17 protein-coding genes are annotated in these 21,878 nt (G+C 34.1%); 10 read left to right on the top strand and 7 right to left on the bottom strand.

Translation table 11 applies throughout. The features are described 5' to 3' along the window. The 6 genes from J0M08_10905 (at position 1) to thiH (ending at position 6,399) form a co-directional block, all read left to right on the top strand. Positions 1-1,209 carry a glycosyltransferase family 4 protein gene (locus J0M08_10905; protein MBN8703566.1) on the top strand — a complete coding sequence of 403 codons (1,209 nt, stop codon included), beginning with the start codon at positions 1-3 and terminating at the stop codon, positions 1,207-1,209. A gap of 28 nt (positions 1,210-1,237) precedes the next feature. Further along, positions 1,238-1,912: a tRNA (guanosine(37)-N1)-methyltransferase TrmD gene (gene trmD, locus J0M08_10900; protein ID MBN8703565.1), complete on the top strand. Its 675-nt coding sequence runs from the start codon at positions 1,238-1,240 to the stop codon at positions 1,910-1,912. A gap of 75 nt (positions 1,913-1,987) precedes the next feature. Then, positions 1,988-2,374: a 50S ribosomal protein L19 gene (gene rplS / locus J0M08_10895; GenBank protein MBN8703564.1), complete on the top strand. Its 387-nt coding sequence runs from the start codon at positions 1,988-1,990 to the stop codon at positions 2,372-2,374. A 306-nt stretch (positions 2,375-2,680) separates the two neighbouring features. Then, on the top strand, positions 2,681-4,276 hold the full coding sequence (locus tag J0M08_10890) for an ATP-binding cassette domain-containing protein (GenBank protein ID MBN8703563.1): 1,596 nt from the start codon (positions 2,681-2,683) through the stop codon (positions 4,274-4,276). Positions 4,277-4,278: 2 nt separating this feature from the next. After that, the gene (locus J0M08_10885; GenBank protein ID MBN8703562.1) at positions 4,279-5,181 is read left to right on the top strand and encodes a YegS/Rv2252/BmrU family lipid kinase; all 903 of its coding nucleotides are present in this window, start codon (positions 4,279-4,281) and stop codon (positions 5,179-5,181) included. 108 nt (positions 5,182-5,289) lie between these two features. Then, entirely contained in the window at positions 5,290-6,399 is a 1,110-nt protein-coding gene (thiH, locus tag J0M08_10880) for a 2-iminoacetate synthase ThiH (protein ID MBN8703561.1), read from the top strand. 35 nt (positions 6,400-6,434) lie between these two features. On the opposite strand, the gene J0M08_10875 is transcribed toward thiH, so the two are convergent. The 3 genes from J0M08_10875 to folK all read right to left on the bottom strand — a co-directional run bounded on the left by J0M08_10875 (position 6,435) and on the right by folK (position 9,557). After that, positions 6,435-7,145 (bottom strand): YjjG family noncanonical pyrimidine nucleotidase, encoded by a 711-nt coding sequence (locus J0M08_10875; GenBank protein ID MBN8703560.1) that lies wholly within the window; start codon positions 7,143-7,145, stop codon positions 6,435-6,437. Positions 7,146-7,205: 60 nt separating this feature from the next. Beyond that, the gene (locus tag J0M08_10870; protein ID MBN8703559.1) at positions 7,206-8,939 is read right to left on the bottom strand and encodes a hypothetical protein; all 1,734 of its coding nucleotides are present in this window, start codon (positions 8,937-8,939) and stop codon (positions 7,206-7,208) included. A 111-nt stretch (positions 8,940-9,050) separates the two neighbouring features. Further along, the gene (gene folK, locus J0M08_10865; GenBank protein ID MBN8703558.1) at positions 9,051-9,557 is read right to left on the bottom strand and encodes a 2-amino-4-hydroxy-6-hydroxymethyldihydropteridine diphosphokinase; all 507 of its coding nucleotides are present in this window, start codon (positions 9,555-9,557) and stop codon (positions 9,051-9,053) included. Positions 9,558-9,712: 155 nt separating this feature from the next. On the opposite strand from folK, the gene sppA reads away from it, so the two are divergent. Further along, the gene (gene sppA / locus J0M08_10860) at positions 9,713-11,485 is read left to right on the top strand and encodes a signal peptide peptidase SppA (protein ID MBN8703557.1); all 1,773 of its coding nucleotides are present in this window, start codon (positions 9,713-9,715) and stop codon (positions 11,483-11,485) included. A gap of 228 nt (positions 11,486-11,713) precedes the next feature. Then, complete coding sequence (locus J0M08_10855; GenBank protein MBN8703556.1) at positions 11,714-13,306, top strand: DNA polymerase/3'-5' exonuclease PolX; 1,593 nt, start codon at positions 11,714-11,716, stop codon at positions 13,304-13,306. Position 13,307: 1 nt separating this feature from the next. Here the strand turns inward: J0M08_10855 and lepB (J0M08_10850) are convergent, their stop codons facing one another. Both lepB (J0M08_10850) and lepB (J0M08_10845) read right to left on the bottom strand, forming a co-directional pair. Further along, a complete protein-coding gene (gene lepB, locus J0M08_10850) occupies positions 13,308-14,381 on the bottom strand; it encodes a signal peptidase I (protein ID MBN8703555.1) in 1,074 nt (357 codons plus the stop codon). 75 nt (positions 14,382-14,456) lie between these two features. Beyond that, positions 14,457-16,211: a signal peptidase I gene (lepB, locus tag J0M08_10845; GenBank protein ID MBN8703554.1), complete on the bottom strand. Its 1,755-nt coding sequence runs from the start codon at positions 16,209-16,211 to the stop codon at positions 14,457-14,459. 110 nt (positions 16,212-16,321) lie between these two features. Here lepB (J0M08_10845) and J0M08_10840 point away from each other — a divergent pair, with 110 nt between their 5' ends. Continuing rightward, positions 16,322-16,900, top strand: coding sequence for a DUF479 domain-containing protein (locus J0M08_10840; GenBank protein ID MBN8703553.1), 579 nt, complete (start codon positions 16,322-16,324; stop codon positions 16,898-16,900). Between the two features lie 63 nt (positions 16,901-16,963). Then, positions 16,964-17,632, top strand: coding sequence for a hypothetical protein (locus J0M08_10835; protein ID MBN8703552.1), 669 nt, complete (start codon positions 16,964-16,966; stop codon positions 17,630-17,632). A 5-nt stretch (positions 17,633-17,637) separates the two neighbouring features. Here J0M08_10835 and J0M08_10830 read toward each other — a convergent pair whose 3' ends face one another. Both J0M08_10830 and J0M08_10825 read right to left on the bottom strand, forming a co-directional pair. Beyond that, positions 17,638-19,695, bottom strand: a complete 2,058-nt coding sequence (locus J0M08_10830; GenBank protein ID MBN8703551.1) for a SpoIIE family protein phosphatase — start codon at positions 19,693-19,695, stop codon at positions 17,638-17,640. Between the two features lie 36 nt (positions 19,696-19,731). After that, a partial coding sequence (locus J0M08_10825; protein ID MBN8703550.1) for a BamA/TamA family outer membrane protein occupies positions 19,732-21,878 on the bottom strand: 2,147 nt, incomplete at its 5' end.

Raw genomic sequence — 21,878 nt, 5'->3', positions numbered from 1 at the left:
TTGAAAATTTTATATTACTCCTCGCACCCACAATTAAGTTTATATGCACAATCAGGTCCGGGTACGCATATTCGTGAGATGATAAATGCCTTTCAAGAACTGGGGCATGATGTACTGCCCGTAATTATGGGCGGAGACAAGCCCCTTCAAACAAATCAAAAACATATTTCACAAAAAGAGTCTGGACTAAAAAAAGCAATAAAAAAAATAGTTCCTAAAAAAATCTGGCGTACACTTAAAGAATACAAGCTTCTTCAGTTCGATAAAGCAGCGGAAAAACTATTGCATGATAAAATTGTAGAGTTTAATCCAGACATTGTGTATGAAAGAGGTGCTTATTTGCAAACTTCCGGACTTAATGTTTTAAAACTATTTCCACACATAAAACATGTAACCGAGATAAATGCACCTTACTTAGAAGAAATGCTTCAATTTGAAGGCGTAGACACGCTTTTAAAGAAAAAAGCAATAACTGCAGAATCAAGACAAATAAAGGAAAGCACACTAGTTTCGGTAGTTTCAACTCCACTAAAAAAACACTACTCTCAATATACCCAAACAACGGATAAAATTGTTGTAGTACCCAATGCAATAAATGAAATTCTAATTAATATAGATGTTGTTTTACAGGAAAAAATTCGCAATCAATACCGTCTTAGCAATAAAACGGTTATCGGATTTGTGGGGTCTATATTTCCATACCATGGAGTAGATTTGCTAATTGAATCGTTTGCTGCACTGCTGCCCAAACACCCACAAATAGCGCTTTTAATTGTTGGTGACGGGCAAATACTACCCGACTTAAAAAAACTAACACAATCGTTACATATTGAACAACATGTTCATTTTACAGGAAGCGTAAAGCACACAGATGTTTTTTCACACATAAATTGTATGGACATAACCATACTTGCCAAGACCAATTACTTCTGCTCTCCAGTAAAAATATTTGAATATGGAGTATTAGAGAAAGCTATTGTAAGTATTAGCACTTCTGCCATTCAAGATGTGCTAACGCATAAAAAAAATGCATTTTTAATCCCATCCGCATCTAAAAACGAATTAACAGATGCTATTTCATACTTATTAAGTAATCCCGAAGAAGCTAGAAGATTGGGCAGAAAAGTAAAACAAGATATTCTTTCAAATCACACGTGGATTAAAAATGCCCAAACAATTTTACATCTCCTTGAAAAGCACAATTCGTAATAATTCCGCCATATTTGTAACTTAGCGTATGCGCATTGATATAATTACAGTTTTACCGCAATTGCTCGAAAGCCCTTTTCAACACTCTATACTAAAACGAGCCATTGATAAAAAACTAGTAGAAATAAACCTGGTTAACCTGCGAAACTACTCAACCAACAAACACAAAAGTGTAGATGATTATGCCTTTGGTGGGGGAGCCGGAATGGTAATGATGGTGGAGCCTATTGCAAATTGCATTGTAGATTTGAAGTTGAAGCGAGAATACGATGAAGTAATTTACATGAGCCCGGATGGGGAATTATTAAACCAAAAGCTCTCTAATAGCTTATCAACATTGCAAAATATTATAATTCTTTGTGGTCATTATAAAGGTGTGGATGAGCGTGTACGTCAACATTTAATTACTCGAGAAATTTCTATTGGAAATTATGTTTTATCGGGCGGAGAACTAGCCGCTGCGGTTTTGTGTGATAGCATAATTAGAGTGATTCCTGGAGTTATTTCGGACGAAACCTCTGCCCTAACCGACTCATTTCAAGATAATTTGATAGCCCCCCCCGTTTATACACGACCAGCAGAATACAATGGCTGGAAAGTACCGGATATACTCCTTTCCGGCCATGAAAAAGACATTGACAATTGGCGGTACGAACAATCTATTGAAAGAACCAAGCAAAGAAGACCGGAATTATTGAAATAAATTAATTAGCCGCAGTTTTCTTATTTTCAAAAACATTTTCTATATTTGCCCTCCTAATAAGAAAATAGATTAAAAATGGAACTTTTAAAATACGTAGAGAATAAATTAACTCATAAAGTTAGTTTACCTGAGTTTAAGTCTGGTGATACTGTTACCATTCACTATAAAATTAAAGAAGGCGATAAAGAACGTATCCAACAATACCAAGGTGTTGTTCTTCAGGTTCGTGGAGATGCAGCTGTGCGCTCATTTACAGTAAGAAAAATTTCTAACGGAGTTGGAGTAGAAAGAATTTTCCCTATCAACTCTCCTTATATCGACAAAATCGAAGTAAACAAAAAAGGTGCAGTTACAAAAGCACGTATTTTCTATCTGCGTGGAAGAAGCGGTAAAAAGGCTAGAATTGAGCAAAAATACGACAGAGATAAAGAAACAACTAAAGCAGCAACAGCTACTGCTTAAAATCAATACAACCATTAATAAAAAAAGCGCCTTAAGGCGCTTTTTTTATTAATGGCAATTACTACAATCTTTACTTTTGGACGACTTTACCTTTCGAGGAATCATCTTTTTTATAAAATACACTACACTTAAAAGTAGTGCCAACCCAATTACAATATTTTCAACCATAAATCAAATATCAACAATTGAAGCTAGAAAATCAAAAAGGATAAAAACAAATACATTATTAACTAGCCTTGTCTAGATATAGCTTTAGTAAAGAATTTGCGCTACCTTTGCGCCCATAATTAAACACATTCACATTCTATGTTAGAGGTACAAAATCTTTCATTACAATACGGCAAAAGAGTATTATTTGATGAAGTAAATTTAAAATTTACCGGGGATAATTGTTATGGAGTTATAGGTGCTAATGGTGCAGGAAAATCAACATTCCTAAAAATACTTTCCGGAGAAATTGAGCCGAATTCGGGCAAAGTAATTATGTTACCGGGCAAACGTATGGCTGTACTTAGTCAAAATCACTTCAAGTTTGACAATGAATTGGTTTTACATACCGTAATAATGGGGCATAAGCGACTTTGGGACATTACCCAACAAAAAGAAGCCATTTATGCAAAGGCTGATTTTAATGATGAAGACGGGCTTTTAGCCTCAAAATTAGAAGGCGAATTTGCTGAAATGAATGGATGGAATGCAGAATCGGAAGCAGCCTCTTTACTTAGTGAATTGGGCATTACAGAAGACTTGCACCTTAAACAAGTACAAGAACTTAACGGAAATCAAAAAGTACGAGTATTGCTAGCACAAGCGTTATTCGGCAATCCAGATATATTGATATTAGATGAGCCTACGAATGACCTTGATTTAAATACCGTTACTTGGTTAGAAGATTTTTTACTGAACTTTAAAAACACCGTAATTGTTGTATCTCACGACCGTCACTTTTTAGATACGGTTTGTACAAGCATTGTTGACATCGATTATAAAAAAATAAAACTATACACAGGAAACTACACATTTTGGTATCAGTCGAGCCAGTTAGCTGCCAGACAGCAATCATCTGCTAATAAAAAGGCAGAAGATAAACGAAAAGAATTGCAAGAATTTATTACTCGTTTTAGTGCAAATGCATCAAAATCACGGCAAGCAACAAGTAGAAAAAAATTATTAGAAAAAATAAAAATCGAAGACATTCAACCGTCTTCACGTAAATATCCTGCAATTATATTTAACCAAGCCAGAGAAGCAGGAAACCAGTTGCTGCATGTAGAAAACATTTCTAAAACACTGGATGGAAATGTTCTATTTAAGAACCTTTCTTTTAACGTTACAAAAGGTGATAAAATTGCCGTACTTTCTAAAAACAGTTTAGCAATTACCACTTTATTTCAAATCTTAAATAATGAAGTAAAGGCAGATTCAGGCGTATGTACTTTCGGTCAAACAATTACCACGGCATATTTACCAAACGATAACAGCAATTATTTTAAATCAAAAGATAGCCTAATTGATTGGCTACGACAATATTCTACAGAAAAAGACGAAGTATATATCCGTGGATTTCTAGGAAAAATGCTATTTACAGGAGAAGAGACTTTAAAAAGTTGTAGCGTTTTATCGGGCGGAGAAAAAGTTCGTTGTATGGTTTCGAGAATGATGTTAGCTAGTGCTAATTTGTTGATGCTTGACGAACCAACAAACCACTTAGACTTGGAGTCCATTACAGCATTTAACAATGCATTAAAAGATTTTCCCGGCACAGTTATTTTCACATCGCACGATCATGAATTTACCAATACGGTAGCCAATCGAATAATCGAAATTGGTCCGAATGGCTTTACAGATAAATCGATGACGTATGATGAGTATTTAGAATATAAAAAACTGCAAGTAGCCTAATTTTGAATAGCTCAATACTACTTATAGTAAATCCTGTTGCAGGAATAAGAAACGGAGTATCGTTTGCTAATCATGTAAAAAAAACAACCGAATCTAGCAACACGCTAGTTGCTATTTTTGTTAGTAAACAGGCAGGACATATTATAAAACATCTATCCTCAACAGACCTTTCTGTTTATTCTAAAATAGGTGTAATTGGCGGAGATGGCACTTTCCATGAGGTTGTAAATGGTGTTTGCAACAATCCAAACTTTAACTACACTACCCCTTTGTTTTTATTCCCTGCCGGTACCGGTAATTCACTTTGTCACGATTTAAATATTTTAGATTTAGAAAAAAGTATTGCAGTTTTTACAAAGGGAAATACCCAAACGCTAGACATATTAGAAATTGAAACATCCAATCAAAAAATATATTCTTTTAATATAATTGGTTACGGATTAGTTGCCACCATAAACAAAACAGCTGAAAAGCTACGAATAGCAGGGTCTGCGCGGTACAACATTGCTTCTATACTAGAGATAATAAAAAACAAAAACTATCGTGCCCAAATTCGACTAGACAATACACAAGCCGAAGATGACTGGTGCTTTTTATTAGCTTGCAACACAATACATACCGGCAAAGGAATGAAAATGGCCCCCAATGCCTTAGTAAACGATGGTTTTGTGGATGTACTGCTAATTAAAAAAGTTTCTGTTCTTCAATTGCTTTCCTTATTCCCTAAAATATTTGCCGGTAAACATGTATTGTCTCCTCTTGTAAAGATTCACAAAGTAAAAGAGTTTGAGATACTCCCCTCTAAAGGCGATACCACCATAAACATTGATGGCGAGTTGAAAGGAGATGCCCCTATTAAAGTAAAACTGCAACCCAATAAATTAGTTATCATTCATGCTAATTAGCTCTTTATCAAATTCTCTATTTATACCAACCACTGCTAGCTAGTAAATTTATTTAGTACCTTTATAGTAGCGGTAATATCAAGCAATACGCAATACAACTAAAGTTAGGTGAGTACATTCCAACACATATTCGACCAGTACAATTGGGAAACAACCCAACAAAGCATCTACTCTAAAACAAAAGCAGATGTTGTTGTTGCATTGCAAAAAGAAAAAATCACACTGGAAGATTTCAAAGCCCTACTCTCTCCTGCTGCTGAAAATTATTTAGAAGCGATTGCGCATAAAAGTCGAGAGCTTACACAAAAACGATTTGGCAATACAATGCAAATGTACATACCCATGTATTTATCGAACGAATGCCAAAACATTTGCACATACTGCGGTTTTAGTTTGCATAATAAAATAAAACGCACTACGCTTACCGACACACAAATATTGCGAGAAGCTGATGAAATAAAAAAACTAGGATACGACCACATATTGCTTGTAACGGGTGAATCATCGCATGTTTCGGTTGATTATTTTTTAAATGCATTTAACTTATTGAAAGATAAATTTTCTCAAATTTCAATTGAAGTTCAGCCACTAGAACAAGAAGAATACCAGCAGCTTATCGATGCCGGGCTTTACAGTGTATTGGTATATCAAGAAACATACCACCAAGCAGATTATAAGCTACACCATACCAAGGGAAAAAAATCTAACTTTTACAATAGATTGGAAACGCCTGACAAATTAGGCAAAGCGGGCATTCACAAAATTGGTGTAGGTGTTTTATTAGGGTTAGAAGATTGGAGAGTAGATAGTTTTTTTACAGCATTGCATTTAAAATATTTGCAAAAAAATTATTGGCAAACAAAATATTCTATATCGTTTCCTCGCTTGCGCCCGGCACAAGGCGTTTTAGAGCCTAAAATAAATGTAACAGACAAAGAGTTGGTTCAACTTATTTGCGCATACCGCCTATTAGATGAGGATGTAGAACTTTCTATCTCTACTCGCGAAACGGAAAAATTTAGAGACAATATTATTAAGCTTGGTATTACCTCAATCAGTGCGGGTTCAAAAACCAATCCTGGGGGATATGCAACCAACAAAGAATCTTTAGAGCAATTTGAAATATCAGATGAGCGAAGCCCGGAAGAAATTGCAAAAATGCTTAAAAAAAATGGCTACGAAATAGTTTGGAAAGATTGGGATAAAATTTATTCTTAGTTTACCTCCTAAATATTTTTTAGCAATCTAAACAATCAGAATAATCTCTTTAAATCACTTAACTGATGAATTGTGTATGTACAGTTATCGGACACCTGCTTTAATGTCTCTTTCAATTTATTATTGACAAAATAAATTTGTTCGATTCCTGCATTCTGCGCGCCTATAATATCTACTTCCCAACTATCTCCTATCATTATGCACTCTAAATTAACTGCACCTATCCTTCTCATTGCAAATTCAAAATATTCTTTTTGGGGTTTGGTAAATGCACTTGATTCGGATGTTATTACTGTACTGAAGTATTCTCGTATCCCACAATTAACAAGCTTTGTTTGTTGGCTATCTGCAAAGCCATTCGACAGAATGTGTAAAGAATAATTTTTAGCAGACAAATAATCAAGTGCTGCTTTCGCGCCCTCTATTAAATACGATTTTTCCTTACAGTTGGTTGTATAGTACGAATTCAATTGGCTCGCCAACTCGTTATCATCAATACCTAAATCAGACAATGCTTTTTGAAAGCGTATATTTCGTAATTCGTCTTTTGTTATTCTTTTCTCGCGATACAAGAGCCACATATATTCATTAGCAGCAATAACACTCTTGAGCAATGCAGGAAACGCTACATACTTTTGCAAATCATACAAATGGAACAATTCTAAAATAGTTTCCTCAGAGCTTTTTTCATAGTCCCATAGAGTTCCATCTAAGTCGAAAAAAATATGTTTATACTTTTTTTGCATTGCTCTTTAAAACAAAAAGGCGACCGATGGTCGCCTTTTTGTTTTATGTATATTTAGAATTTATTCAACAATAGCTTTAAAATCAGCGTTAGCTCTATACTTTAAGAACTCGCAATCATCCTTTGCTTTTGCCTTTAATGAAGAGTCTTTGTTAATTGCAGACTTCAAGTTATTTATCATTAAATCATTGTTATTTGAACGCGCACCAACAATAGCTTTTAAGTAATAAGAAATAGCCATGTCTTTTTCAGGCGAGTTATCAATGATAGCTAATGCATTATTTGCACTACCATTTAATACTTGAGCTAATGCAGCATTGAAAGAATTTGTACTTCCAAAATTTGTAACTGCAGCAGCATACTCTCCATTCATAATATTGATAATTCCCATGTTGTATTCCACTTCAGAACCAGCACCGGAAGCAGATTTATAATAATCCATTGCTGCCTTTTTATCTCCTTTTAATCGAGCTGTTGCTCCAAGGTTATTCAATACAATAGGATTCGCGGTAACTAGTTTATTTGCTTTTTCAAATTGTGCTTGTGCATCACCTACTTTATTTTGCATTAAATAGATAAAACCAACATTGTTAATACATCTCCAATCATTTGGATACAATCTTTCTCCCGCTTTATAGATAGAAAGTTTTGTATTCATATCTGTTGTAAGGTTTGCAGCATACAAAACCTCCTCTACTGATAACGAATCAGGCGTTGTAGTAGAAAGTTTAGCAATTTGGTCGTCTGTTCTGCTGTTCTGTTCTCCGTTTATTGTAATAACAGCTCTTCTTAATTTTGGTAAAATCTCGTTAGAAACTTCCTCGTAAGTTTTAGCTAAGTTCTTTATTTCTCTCTCTCTAATATCCAAATCAGAATACATAGTAAGAACTCGTAAAATCAAATCCTTATCAGCAATACTAGAAGCTTCCATCAACTTTTTAAATCCTTCCCAATCTTCGGCTGTTGTAACAATGCTGTAAAAAGACTCTGCAGTTGCAGCTTCTACTTTATTTTTCTTGTCTCCAAACACACCCATCATAGCCTTCATACCAGATTTAGCACGATCTTGAGCTAAGTCAGCATTCAAGGTTTGCTCTCCGTCTGGTGATGCATAAGCAGATACGTTTGCATTTTTAAAGGTATATCCTTTTGCCACACCTTCTGCAATAAAAGCTTTTACCGCTTTCATTTCAGTATTGCTCATTTCATTAGGACGAACGGTAGATTGATTAACTGTATAGTATATGCTTCCAGTTGTAGTAACAGGAACAGTTTTCGTAAATTTATCTTTTGCAGCTATTGCTTTCTCATCACTTTTCACTAACAACGGAGTTGCAACAACACCATCAGCAATCTTTACCTCAGGAAAATCTTTTGTTTTGGATTTCATGCTTCCTGTTGCTTTTACAAAAAGCTCAGATTTTGCCATTTCTGGAGTATATGCAATTTTATCGTTATACATAAAGCTTCCGCCATTTGCATAGGACACTTTAGTTCCTGATCCTTCAGCAGCTTCTCCCAATACAGTAATCGGTTTAAGTGTTTTTTCTCCACCTTGATATTTAAGAGTTGGAGTAATTACTACAGTTGCCTTTTTAGCAAAGAATTTAGCCGGATACTTACCCGAAACAGTAACCTTTACGCTATCTGCATGCATTTCCAATGGCTTTGGAGACACTTCGTAAGTAACTTTGGGTGCATTTTTCACCATTTTGCCTAGTCCATTGCAACCAGCAAGTAATACAGAACCGCTAAGAGCAATTGCTATTGTTTTTAATCCAGTAGAGTTTTTCATTTTTTGTGTTAATTATACGGATGCAATATTATACAATGTTTTTAACATATAAAAGGAGTTTTTTCACATTCTTTTAACATAGTTGACTGGATTTCAACCACTAAAAAAACACTATTGCGGCAATGGCTCTAAAACTCCCTCTAATGGTAACTCTGCATTTAAATCTGCTATTCTTTTACTTAAAGTGGGATGATAAAAATTTGGCGCAATTTCTTCTAAAGGCTGCAAAACGAACTTTCTCTCTTGAATAAGTGGATGCGGAACAACCAACAAGGTAGTAGCTAATACATCTGAATTAAAAAAAAGTATATCGATATCTATTGTTCTCGGCATCCATTTAGTATTTGGAGTTCTAATCCTGCCCAAAGCAGCTTCGACAGCTTGCGTTTTTTCAAGAAGTTGATGTGCATCAAAAGATGTTTTTATCTCAATTGCTTGATTATAATAATCATCTTGTTGAGTATTGCCCCAAGCGGCTGTTCTATAAATGCTGGATTTTTTTACAACCGGCCCAATTTGTTCTTGAATTTTAACAACTGCTTCGTTAAGAAACGCAAGCTTGTCTCCAAGATTACTTCCTAACAGTAGATATACAGTATTTAGGCTGTCGTTTTTCACAAAATTTATTAGTGTAATTAGCTTTTAAGCAGTTATATTTGTCAACCAAAATTAGAAATACATTTTGTAAAACACACAACTACCAAATAAAACCAACATCCAATCACAATATTATTGTTGTAAATATTAAATTTAAAAACTAAACAAACACACAAATGAAACAATTTTTCGCATCGTGCTTAGGTTCAATAATTGGACTTTTTATTGCATTTTTTCTTGTTGTTATTATCGGCATTGCAATTGTTGCCAGTGCAATAAGCTCTACAGAAGAAACCAAAACCTTTAAACCAAAAGACAATTCGGTACTACACATAAAACTAGATAAAGAAATTCCAGAACGTAGTTCCAAAAACCCTTTCGAGAATTTTGATTTTGGGTCAATGGAAGACAATAAAAGTGTTGGACTTAATGACATTTTAGCTTCTATTAAAAATGCAAAAACAGACGAAAAAATAAAAGGTATATTCTTAGACTTATCTTTCATTCCGGCTAGAATGGCTACGTTGGAAGAAGTTAGAAATGCGCTTATTGATTTTAAAACGTCCGGAAAATTTATTTTTAGCTACAGCGAAATATACGAGCAAGATGCATACTACTTGGCATCGGTATCGGATAAAGTTTATCTTAACCCTTACGGAATGCTTGAATTTAAAGGAGTTGGAGCACAGGTTATGTATTTTAAAACCATGTTAGAAAAATTAGAAGTGCAACCTCAAATTTTTAAACATGGTAAATTTAAAAGTGCCGTAGAACCTTTTGACCACGATAAAATGACACCCGAAAATCGTGAGCAAATAAGAACATATGCAGGTTCGTTGTGGACTCATGTATTAGAAGGTGTTTCAAAAGAAAGGAAAATAAGTGTTGAAGAACTAAGAACCATCTCAAACGACTTGTTGATAAGAACTCCGGAAGATGCAGTTAAATACAAACTGGCAGATAAGCTTGCATACAAAGACGAATTTCTAGATGATTTAAAAGAAAAATTAGGCATCAAAAAAGATGATAAGATTAGTACAGTTAGCTTAGAAAAGTATTCTAAGTTTGAAGATTCTGACAAGAAAGAAACAAAAGACAAAATAGCAATTGTTTATGCAGTAGGCGAAATACAAGGTGGTGAAGGGGATGACGAAACTATTGGTTCCGATAGAATTTCGGAAGCAATTAGAAAGGCAAGAAAAGACTCTTCTATAAAAGCAGTTGTGTTGCGAGTAAACTCTCCGGGCGGAAGTGCGCTTGCATCGGAAGTTATTTGGAGAGAAGTTATGCTTACTAAAAAAGAAAAACCGGTTGTGGTTTCGATGGGAGATGTAGCTGCTTCGGGAGGTTATTATATTGCTTGTGGTGCAGATGCAATTGTAGCAGAACCAAATACGATTACCGGTTCAATTGGTGTATTTGGAATGTTGTTTAATATGAAAAATTTATTCAATAATAAATTAGGCATCAATATTGATACCGTAAAAATTGGAAAGTATTCTGACTTAGGCACTCCATTTAGAGCTGTAACAACAGAGGAAGGAGCTATTATTCAAAATGAAATAGAACGTATATACGATACCTTCATAACACGTGTTGCCGATGGAAGAAAAATAACAAAAGCAAACGTTGACAGTATTGGTCAAGGACGCGTATGGAGTGGTGTAGATGCCAAACGAATTGGATTAGTTGATGAATTGGGCGGAATTGACAAAGCAATTGCACTAGCAGCACAAAAAGCAAAATTAGACACGTACAAAATAACAGACCTTCCAAAACAGAAAGATCCGTTCGAAGAATTTGTAAAAGAATTTTCTGGCGATGTTACTACTAAATTTGTGAAAAACGAATTAGGAGAAAATTATATTTACTACAAAAAAGCAAAAGAAGTAATGAACATGAAACCTGGTGTGCAGGCCAGAATGGAGTACGATATTACAGTGGAGTAACTAGTTTACAAGTTGCTCATTTAGGAAGTTTAAATTCTGAAAACTAGAAGATAATTTATTCAAAAATTATCTTCTAGTTTTTTTTAGAGCGTACTTTCCTGCAAATTGAATAAAGCACTTATCTATACTGCAGTAAAAAAATCGCGTACACTTCAATAAATTAGGCAATTGAAAAAGAAGTAATACATCAAATTTCAACTTTCGAACTTTAAACTTTGCAACCAAAAAATGACAAACTCAGAAATAGCAGACACCATAAAGCTCACAGCACAGCTAATGGAATTACATAACGAAAATCCATTTAAAATAAAATCGTTAAACAATGCTTCTTTTCAAATTGACAAACAACCTGTAGCTCTTGAGAATAGTACAAAAGATGAAATAGAAAAACTACCAGGTATTGGGAAAAGTATTGCCGCTAAAATAGATGAATTAAATAGAACAGGACAACTAGCCGAGCTTACTGAAATTCTTTCAAAAACTCCGTCAGGACTATTAGAAGTATTGAGAATAAAGGGATTGGGACCGAAGAAAGTTTCAACACTTTGGAATGACCTAGGAATAGAATCTGTAGGAGAACTGTACTATGCATGTATTGAAAATAGATTAATTACACTTAAAGGCTTTGGCACCAAAACACAGGAAGCTGTAAAAAAATCGATTGAATATATACAAGCCAATAAGGGAAAATTTTTGTATGCTCACGCTGAAGTTATTGCAAACAGTGTAGTTGAAGAATTACGAAAAAAACACAAAAAAGTTGAACTAACCGGAGAAATAAGACGTAAAAACGAAATCATAAATAGTATTGATATAGTTGTAGAATCGATAGATACAATAGAATTACCAAGCGTATCTATTCCAATAAAAATAAATATTATACCTGCCACACAAAACAGCTTCCACTCTACCCTATTTGAAACTACAGCTACTTCAGCGCATTTAGAAAAAAGCGAATACAACAAGTTGGGGACTAAAAATTTTGCAAGCGAAGAAGAAATATACAAACAGCTGAATTTACAATACATTGAACCGGAATTACGAGAAGGCCTCAATGAAATTGAACTTGCAAAAACAAACTCTATTCCTAAATTAATTGAGACAACCGATTTAAAAGGAGTTTTGCACAACCATACTACATATAGCGATGGAATTCACACGTTAGAAGAAATGGCCACACATTGCAAGCAATTAGGGTATGAATATTTAGGGATTTGTGATCACTCGCAAACAGCAGTATATGCAGGTGGTTTAAAACCAGAGGCAATTCTAAAACAACATGCCGAGATAGATATCTTGAATGAAAAGTTAAAACCATTCAAAATTTTTAAAGGGATAGAGAGCGATATTTTAAATGATGGTCCACTCGATTATCCGGAAGAATTATTAAAAACATTCGACATGGTTGTTGCATCAGTGCATTCCAGCTTAAAAATGGATGAAGAGCGAGCAACCAAACGTTTGTTAAAAGCAATTGAAAATCCATATACTACAATACTAGGTCACATGAGTGGACGATTATTGCTTTCCAGAGAAGGCTATCCGCTTGACTATAAAAAAATAATTGATGCATGTGCTGCCAATAAAGTAGTTATAGAGCTAAATGCAAACCCACATCGACTTGATATTGATTGGCGTTGGATAAATTATTGTCTTGAAAAAAATGTACTTATTTCCATCAATCCAGATGCGCACGAAAAAGATGGATTCCAAGATATGTATTACGGTGTTTGTGTTGCTAGAAAAGGAATGGTTTCTGCTCAAACATGCCTAAATGCAATGTCGCTGAATGAGATTAGTTCGTTTCTAAAAAACAAATAATCTATTCTATACTTTTAAAAGTTCTTTCTCTTCTTATCTTCTTAAAAAAAGATTTGCTTTTATCAACTGAGGTAAACAAATAAACTGCCTTTCCTACAATATGATCTTCAGGCACAAATCCCCAAAACCTTGAATCTGCAGAGCTGTGACGATTATCGCCTAACATAAAATAATAATTCTTTTTAAACGTATAATACGAAGACACATTACCATTTATATAAATAGAGTCGTACTTAATTTCCAACTCATTCTTTTCATAGAATACAATAATTCGATAAAACAACGGCAAATTTTCAAGTGTTAACATTGTTGAATCACCTGCTTTAGGTACTTTCATTGGCCCCCAGTTATCTATGTTCCATGAATACTTTTTGTCGTTAGGAAATACCATATCATTGGCAACTCCACGTTTATCAACATACTGCTTTATTTCTTTTATATTATTCATTCGAGCTACTCTACTCAATGCACTATCTGTAAGAGAAAACATATAATCTCCTTTTCCTGAAATTCTACCTCCATCGGTAATTCCCATCATAGCAAATGAATCGGGATTAAAGTGTCCTTTTTTTTCCGTTTTAATAATATAGTTCAACTCTGCGTTAACAGGCAATTCCAGCAAACTATCATTTACAAAAACCTTGCTCTCGTTAATCTCAATAGAATCTCCGGGCAATGCTATACAACGTTTTATATAGTGCGTGCGATGGTCAATTGGAACACCTGTTTCCATCGGATAATTAAAGACTATAATATCATTTCGCTTTATTGAATTTATTCCAGGCAGTCGAAAATAGGGACTTTGTATCCAAGTCAAATAAGACCTTATTCCTAAAAGAGGAATATATTGATGACTAAATGGAATGGACAAAGGTGTTATTGGCAACCTTGCGCCATAGCTCAATTTATTTACAAAAATAAAATCTCCAACTTGCAATGTTTTTTCCATTGAAGAAGTTGGAATTGTATATGCTTCGAACAAAAAAGTGCGCAACACAAGCACCACCAGGAATGCAAAGAAGGTGGCTTTTAACCACTGTCTATATGTAATTATTCTTCTTAGTTTTTTAACCACATCTGTTTTTTAAGCACGTTGTTAATCCCGGTCTAATATAAATAGATGGTATAACAACTTACTTATACGCAAAATTTAGGATTTGGTTGTAGCGTTCGGTTTAGAATCTTTCTTGCGTCTTTTTCTTATGTACGAAAACCCTCTTATTCCAACAAGAATAACTATAAAATGCAGCAAATACGACCGAGAAATACCATCGCTACTAACAAATGTAAAAAAGCGACTCCAACGGGCTTTGCTTTCGGATGAAAACAGCTTACCAACATTTAGTTTCCCACTTAATGGATTTTGTTGCGCATCTTTCCACGACATCCAAATAAACACAGGTCGCCCTACAATATGATCTTCGGGCACCAACCCCCAATACCTTGAATCTGCTGAATTATGACGATTGTCTCCCATCATAAAATAATAATCAAGTTGGAATGTATAGCTGTTGGTTTCCTTCCCATTAATGTATATTTTACCTTCTCTAATTTCCAATTCATTATTCTCGTAGTTCTTTATTAATCTATCGTACAAGCAAATATTAGAAGTGTCGATTTTAACTGTAAGCCCTTTGTTAGGAATAACAAGCGGCCCAAAATTATCGTTATTCCATTTGTAAGTAGGTTTGTGCGGAAAAATTTCAGGCGCATATTCATTTGCAGCATCAATTTGTTTTTCTACAGAAATGACGTTGGGTATTTGTTTTGCTTTTGCGGCAGTTTCTGCAGGCATATTAATTGTATAAATTATCGTATCTCCCGAAGCTCCCTCAATTCTAAGCTCAGTAACATACACATCTAATTTATCCAACAACGGGAAGTTGAATCGAGGTGTTTGCGAGCCATCCAGATTAGCTTGCACGCCAATAAATACAAACCCTTTAGTTTTTACCGTGTAATGGTGCTGTGCCTTTTCGGGCATAGGGCTTAATTTATCATCAATGTAAATATCGCCTTGCTTTATTTCAAATTTATCTCCGGCAATTGCCACACATCGTTTTACGTAGTTCTCACGCTTATCTGGCGGACGAGCTACTATACCTCCAAAAGGTTGTCCTGATGCAGGATTAATATTTTGCGGATTCCAAACATTCGCTCTTCCAAAATCTCTACAAAGTTGGTAATAGCTTTGGTTTTGCGCACCTAGCGCCACCGTATCTCCATCGGGATAATTAAACACCACATAATCATTACGCTTTACGTTTCCAAATCCGGGCAAACGCAAGTAAGGTAATTTAATCCACTCTAAATATGATTTGGTAGTTTCTGTAAGAGGCAAGGTGTGATGCGCAAAAGGAAAAGCCAACGGTGTATTTGGAACCTTTGCACCGTATGCCATTTTACTTACAAATAAATAATCGCCAACCATTAACGACTTTTCGAGTGAAGAAGTAGGAATTGTAAATGCCTCTAAAAAGAAAGTACGAATAACAGTAGCTGCTACAACAGCAAATACTAAAGCCTCCACCCATTCTCGTACTGCGGATTTCGGCAACTTTGATTTTTCAACCGGACCAACATATTTAGCATTTGCATCAAAACCTAAATAACACAGATAAAAATATGGAAATAGCAGTGCTAATGCTTGGTTCAAAATACTTTTATTGGAATACGCTTTTGCAAGCATAAGAGCCATAATGCCAATCATTAAAAAATTCACCCCAGGCACAATCATTAAAAACACCCACCACCAAGGCTTTTGAATAAGCTGAAGCCAAGGAATAAAATTATAAAACGGAACAAATGCCTTCCAGGTTGCAATTTGTTGTTTTTGGTAGATTTTGAATAAACCAACACACATAACAATGTGAAGGAAAAGAAGTATTGTATATTGATTAATCATAATTTTTTATCTGTTTGCTAAGTAAACTTATATTTTTACTTTTTATTTATTGTAAGTAGTTAAATGATGTTAATTATAAGTATATTTTTTGTAATAATTATAGCCAACAATTGAATTATCTAGCCCATTTTTTTCTAGCAGGAAAATCAGAAGATTTACTAATTGGCAATTACATTGCCGATTCGGTAAAAGGAATTGCCTATACAAACTACCCTGCAGGAATAAGCAAAGGAATACTAATGCACAGAGCTCTGGATAATTTAATTGACACACACGAAATAGCTGCCCAAACAAAAGAGTTACTAAAGCCTCACTTAAAAAGGTATTCGGGAATTGCACTCGATTTTCTATACGATTACCTACTCGCAAAAAATTGGGAGAAATTTTCGGATGAACCACTACAACATTTTTCAGATTCAACTATCGAAATTTTGTCCATGTACTCTAATTTGCCTGTAGAACAACAACAGTTTTTAAGATATATGAAAGCTTACAATTTACCGGCAGCCTATGCTAAAGAGGATATTATTAGACAAGCACTATACCATTTCACTAAGCGAATTAACGCTCCGTACGAATTAAATATGGCTATTGATATTTATAACTTAAATAAAACAGATATTGATTCTCATTTTGATTTATTTATGAAAGAAGCGGTTATTTTTTCGCTGGATTTTTCAAATAGCTAACCAACTTATTTTTTTATCAAGGGGTTATTTTTAATTTAGTTTATTATTATTGAAATTTTTGTAATGAAAAAACATATTCTTTTTTGGGTATTAGCTTTGACTTTTTCTGCAATTAATGCCCAATCTAACAAGTTAGGAACTGTGAGTGGCAATATTGGGGCAAATGCGGGCATAAATGCGGCTCAACTAGGCAAAGCAGGCATTTCTTCTTATACGCTTAGTGATGCATCTATATTCACCTCTAATTTTCCAATCGAATTAAATTTAGGTATTGCTAAACCTTTAAGTATTGGAGCAAATTACACTCCGAGCAATTGGTCTATAATAGGAGAAAGTGGGAATGTTTCCGGAAAATTTGCCGCTTTGGGAGCTAATATTAATTTGTACATTATCAACAGGAACAGATTTAATATGCAATTATCGCTTACTCCATCGTATTTATTATTTAAACCTATTGATTTTTCCTTTAATCAAAACAGCAACACCATTAAGGCTAATTTAAGTGGGGTTGACTATAAAGCACGGCTGTTATTTAACATTTACTTTACTAACCATTTCGGGATGTACTTCAATATTGGTTACAATACGTATAAAATTTCTATTAGCGATTATAATTTATTGCTTCAAGACCCAAATTTAGAACAAGAATTAAAAGACTTGATTTCTGAAAATTTCAAATCCTCCTTACCCGGATTTCAAGGTGGTGCTGGTATTGTTTTTAAGTTTAAATAAGCAGATTAGAGCTTAACACCAATAATACAAATATCATCAATTTGCTCCGTGTTTCCTTGCCATGTAATATAGGCGTCAATCAAACGTTCTTTTTGTCTATTGGCATCCAACATAAAACCATTCAATAATACTTCCGAAAGTTGCTTAGACCCAAATTTTTTGCCTTTAGGCCCCCCAAATTGATCGTTATATCCATCAGAAAACAAATACAAACAATCCCCTTTCGAAAGCTGCTGTTTATGTAAGGTAAATGGCACCATATTTTCGTAAAAACCAATAGGTTGCTTATTGGGCAGTAACTTCAATAAACTTCCATTTTTAATAATCAGCAATGGATTATTTGCTCCCGCCCATTCCATTTCTAATGTTTTTTTGTTTACACACACCATTGAAATGTCCATTCCATCCTTTGTTTGTTGATTCGTGCCTACTTGCTTCAACTCCTTTACAAATTTGTCTCGTAGACCACCTAATATTTCATCAGGACGCATTCTCTTTTCAGAGCTTGCCAATTCGTTTAAAAACGCAACCCCTAACATAGTTAAGAAACCACCAGGAACTCCATGTCCAGTACAATCGCAAACAGCCAAATACCACCAATCTCCTTTCTCTGAAATCCAATAAAAATCGCCACTCACAATGTCCTTGGGTTTAAATAAAATAAAATGCTCTGGTAACAAATCAACTAAGTGTGTTTCTTCTTTTAATAGCGCTAACTGTATGCGTTGAGCATATCTTATGCTACTAATGATTTCTTCGTTTTTTTCCTCAATTACTTTCTTTTTTTGATTAATCTCCTTTGTGCGTTCTTTTACCTTTAGCTCTAGTTCAATATTAGCCTTGGTTTTAATCTCATTCAGTTCCTTTAGCCGTTGAAAAGCATCGTCCTTAAACTGCTTAAATCGATCTACAACCGCTAGGGTAAGTAACGACACTTCTGCAGCAGAACCAATTTGAATTCCGTATTCCGTAAAATAATTTAGAGGCAATGCTCCTACATTTTTAAGAATAAATAAGAATACAAAAACAACTAAAATAACAAACGCAATAATAAAGAAACGTGCAGGCTTGTAGCCTCGCTTCCATATTATATATGCTGCAGGAAGAATTAAAATATTTACTAAAAATGTGATTGTATTTATTGCATAAACCGAAGCCAAAAATGTTTCCTCAAAAGGCAAAATAGAACAAACCAACGAGACAAAAACAACAATAGTTATGTATTTAAAAACAACAAATAATTTAGGCAGTTCTTTTTTTAATTCAAGAAAAAATATTGAAAATCCTAATAAAAACAACACGGATAAATTCGCAAAAATAGGGTTAGCATGTTTAGCCAAATAAACCGATTGCGGCCATAAATATTGAAACCCGAGTCCGGTTAGGGATAATTGCAAAAAAAGTAATCCAATTAAATAAGCTACATAAAACAAGGTTGTTCTGCTATTCAACACCAAATAGAAAAACAAATTCAACGCAATAGCAAATGCAATTAATCCAAAATAAAGACCAAAAATAAGTTGCTCGTTGCTTGATTGTTGTGTGTAATAAGTAGGCTTTCCAATAGATAACGGCACATGAAATTGCTCTCCACTATTCTTTACATAAATATAAAATTCAGTAATAGAGCTTGGAGGTAGCTGTACAAAAAATCGAAAATACTTATCTTTTATTGTTCTTTTCTCAAATAGAAACGCGTCTCCAGCACTCTGGACAACAGTATCTGTAGCATTTACATAAATTAATTTGGCTTGATCTAAATTTGGATTTTTAATTTCAATGAAATTGCTGATTGGTTCATTTGCAGTATTATATACAAAAAATTTAAACCAATAAGCCGAACGACTAAAACCAAAATTAGGCACTTCGGAAAGAATAGGCTCGTACTGTAAACTTTTTATTTGTGCTAGTGAAGTAGGCTCTACAACTTCTTTAGCAACCGACAAATATGGATAACCAATATTTACAACAGTTGTTGACTTTTTTAATTCAATAATTTGAGGTTCGGCAAGTGTTTGCGTAACTAAAAAACAAAATACCACAAACAAAAAATATCTAGCCATTAAAAAAATTTGATACAGGAATTTAATGAATTTATTTTAGAACGGATAACCGAGCCCGATGTTAATATTAAAAAAATCATATTTAGACCCATACGTACTTGCGTATTTAGCTTTCCACGACTTATCGAACATATTTCTAGCAACCCACCTACCTTTCTCACCAAATAAAGGATCTCGGACTTTTGCACCAACATCCAATCTAAAAATAAAAAAAGTAAAATCGGCACGTAAACCAGTACCTACGCCAATGGCAATCTCTTTATAAAATGTGTCTAGTTTAAAATCTCCCCCTTCTCTCTTACTATTAGGGCTCTTCAGCCAAACATTGCCGGCATCTGCAAAAATAGCTGCATTTAAGAATCCATACACTTTAAATCGGTATTCAATATTTGTTTCTAACTGAATATCTCCAATTTGATCGTAAGCACTTTGAGCTGCACTCTGAAACGAACCCGGCCCAAGAGATCTTGCTCGCCAAGCTCTTATCCCATTTGTTCCTCCAGCAAAAAAACTTTTTTCAAATGGTAATACGTTTAAGTTTTCCAATGCATACCCAAGCCCTGCATAAGCCCTAAATACAATACTTCTTTGTGGGCTTAAAATTTTAAAATGTCTGAAATCTGCATCTGTTCTTATGTACTGTGAATAAATAACATTGAAAAGCCGGTAACTTCCACTTGTATCTTTGGGAGAATTAGCTAATTTGTTCAGCAATCGGAGTGTATTACCAGATGACTCTAGTCCAAATCGAAACAAGTTGTACTTCTTACTTTGCTTTTTTAAATCTTGACTGTTATAATTAAATCCATACCTACTGCTAATAGTAAAGTGGTCGGTATAACTTGTTAATATTAAAAAATCGTTAGTGTTTTTTAAAAAGGTTTCGAAACTTTCTTTTTTGTCTATTTTAACATAACTAATCTCTAACGGATTAATTGTATGTTTTTTTTGAGCAGTTTCCTTCCAATTATATCCAAATGCGATATTGCTTGCATACCTCTCGTAATCAGATCGCACTTGATAATTAAGAGCACTTGTAAATCGAGTTTTAGGTTCTGAATTTTTTGACGCATTTACCCTAAATGGCAATAGGAATCGGGGAATATCCATATTAGCCTCCGGACCAAGTTCTATTGTATTAAACTTTATTAGATTTTGATTTTTATCTGCCGCATTTTCATTAATCAATTTCTGATTATTTATACCTCCTCTTAGTTTAATTTCAAATATCTCAAACGATTTAAATGCATTCTTATTCTGATAGGTAAAACTGCCTGAAATTCCATTGTTTCCGGATGTTGTAGTATACTCTCCTTCTAAGGTAAACGACTGTTTGTTTATTGGTGACAACGAAATAAAACAATCCAAATAACCTGGTCTTACTTCCTTAAACGAAATTGTAACCAATTTAAATGCTTTTAACTCCGACAATCTTTTATAGGTAGCCTCTACATTGCTTATTTGATACAAATCGCCTTTATGAACATATACTGCTGTTAGAATATTCCTTGGTTTATATTCTAATTTTTTGTTGTAGAGAAATACAAAATCTAAATATTGAATTGTATCAGGCGCTGAATTGTCATTAAGTTGCGAGGTATAGTTTGTGTTGATTATGGTTTGATTAATATAATAACGGGGATGTGGAATTTCGAGCAATGAATCTTTTATATTTTTATGCGGAACAGAATAATTTTTCACCCCAATAGTTATGTTTATTGTATGTGTCTTTCTAGAACTATCAACGGTATAATACATATATTCTTTTGCAAACTTGTAATATCCATTATTTAGCAAGTCTCGTCCTACTCTTTCTCGTTCCTTTTGCAAAACATCAGTATCAAATATGTTCCCCTTCTTTATTAGTGAACTTGCTGTATCCAAAAACACATAATAAGCCAAAAGCTCATCTTCAATTGCATATGTTATGGTATCTATCCTATAAGGCTCTTTAGACGAAACAAGATAAAAAACACGAGCCTTCTTATTCTTCTTATATGTAGAGTCCTTAACTTCTGCATCAAAATAACCTTTATTAAAATAAAATTTTTCTAGTTGTTTTGTTGTGCCTTTAGTTAACACTGAATCGTATAATACAGGCGGTTCGCCAAAATCCAACAGAACTTCTGAGAAAAATTTTCTATTTTTTCGCTTCTTTTTTTTTGAATTTGCAAACTTTAAAT

This window comes from Bacteroidota bacterium (assembly GCA_017303975.1).
GTDB lineage: Bacteria > Bacteroidota > Bacteroidia > JAFLBG01 > JAFLBG01 > JAFLBG01.
Note: the sequence above shows the minus strand (reverse complement) of the source record. Positions and strands in the feature narration are given on the sequence as shown.

What these genes read in the sequence shown, in the direction of transcription:
- trmD (MBN8703565.1), top strand. Translation starts at nt 1,238, where the DNA reads ATGCGCATTGATATAATTACAGTTTTACCGCAATTGCTCGAAAGCCCT.
- rplS (MBN8703564.1), top strand. Translation starts at nt 1,988, where the DNA reads ATGGAACTTTTAAAATACGTAGAGAATAAATTAACTCATAAAGTTAGT.
- J0M08_10890 (MBN8703563.1), top strand. Translation starts at nt 2,681, where the DNA reads ATGTTAGAGGTACAAAATCTTTCATTACAATACGGCAAAAGAGTATTA.
- J0M08_10875 (MBN8703560.1), bottom strand. Translation starts at nt 7,145, where the DNA reads ATGCAAAAAAAGTATAAACATATTTTTTTCGACTTAGATGGAACTCTA.
- J0M08_10870 (MBN8703559.1), bottom strand. Translation starts at nt 8,939, where the DNA reads ATGAAAAACTCTACTGGATTAAAAACAATAGCAATTGCTCTTAGCGGT.
- sppA (MBN8703557.1), top strand. Translation starts at nt 9,713, where the DNA reads ATGAAACAATTTTTCGCATCGTGCTTAGGTTCAATAATTGGACTTTTT.
- J0M08_10855 (MBN8703556.1), top strand. Translation starts at nt 11,714, where the DNA reads ATGACAAACTCAGAAATAGCAGACACCATAAAGCTCACAGCACAGCTA.
- lepB (MBN8703554.1), bottom strand. Translation starts at nt 16,211, where the DNA reads ATGATTAATCAATATACAATACTTCTTTTCCTTCACATTGTTATGTGT.
- J0M08_10835 (MBN8703552.1), top strand. Translation starts at nt 16,964, where the DNA reads ATGAAAAAACATATTCTTTTTTGGGTATTAGCTTTGACTTTTTCTGCA.
- J0M08_10830 (MBN8703551.1), bottom strand. Translation starts at nt 19,695, where the DNA reads ATGGCTAGATATTTTTTGTTTGTGGTATTTTGTTTTTTAGTTACGCAA.